Here is a 1,189-nt window from a genome sequence, read left to right on the forward strand (position 1 = left end):
GGGGGGGGCTTTTATTTTAAACGCACAAATTGATAAATCATTGATTTTTAAGAGCACAAAACATTAAAAACCCAACAACACGCTATGCTGATTCGCGGTTAATATTCAACTGGAAAATATAAGGTGGCTTATTAATCAAGGAAAAACTATGGCACACACAATAAAAGCGCTGGCGATCTCGATCGGCGCAGCATTAGCGTTAACGTCATTGCCTTCCCACGCGGAGATTACGCTGCTGAAACAAGATCCGCAGGCGGGCGATCCGTTAAGCCGGCTTAACTTTACCGTCGGCGGCAGTATCCGGCCGCAGTTCAACATGATGACCGGCGATGGCGACAAAGGCTCCTATAAGCGTAACGGTTTTGACGGCGGCACCCGCTTCCGCTTCGCGGCGGATTACTACCTGTTCGATGATATTAGCTGGATCAGCTACTATGAGCTGGGCGTGAACATTCCGGCGCTGTTTGACTGGGATAACCACTACGCGGAAGGCGCGAACAATACCACCCGCCGCATGCTGTATACCGGCCTGAAAAGCGATACCAGGGGTACGTTAACCTACGGGCAGCAGAACAGCATTTACTATGATGTGGTGGGGGTGAAAACCGATATCTGGGACTACGATATGATCGGTCAGGCCCCGGGGAACGGTATTAATGGCGATTACGATGGCTCCTATCGTTCACGTAATATGCTGAAATATAAGAAAACTGTAGGTGATGTCGATCTTTACGGATCTTATCTGTTCGAAGACAGCGAATACCTGCCGGGTAACGGCCTGCGCTACAAGCGTAAAGGCGGTGGTTCTGTTGGCGCGGACTACCACATCATGAAGGATCTGACCTGGGGTACCGCGTGGAACTACACCCGCGCCGAAATGCGCGACCCGTCAAGCGCCGACAGCAAAACCTATGACCAGAATATCGTCGGTACCGCGCTGAGCTGGACCCCGGATAACTGGACCTTCTCCTTCGGCGGCGGCTGGTATCAGAACTTCCTCACCACCAAGAAAACCGATGTGCATAATTACTTTGCCGGTGACGCCTGGGGGATTGAATATTTTGCGGGCTATAAATTCCCGATCAATCAATACGCTGTTAAATCTATTCAGCCGTACTTTATGGGCGACCGTCTGGAATATGTGAACGGCCGCAACTATCAGCGTATCGATAACGGTCTGGGGATTAGC

The 1,189-nt window shown here is 50.8% G+C and carries 1 protein-coding gene; it reads left to right on the forward strand.

The window, feature by feature from the left end; genetic code table 11:
- Positions 1 to 148 precede the first annotated feature (148 nt).
- Positions 149 to 1,189 (forward strand): porin (locus HMPREF9538_RS17155; protein WP_009484706.1); only part of this gene is annotated, 1,041 nt, incomplete at its 3' end.

It is taken from the genome of Klebsiella sp. MS 92-3 (genome assembly GCF_000195655.1).
Taxonomy (GTDB): domain Bacteria; phylum Pseudomonadota; class Gammaproteobacteria; order Enterobacterales; family Enterobacteriaceae; genus Klebsiella; species Klebsiella pneumoniae.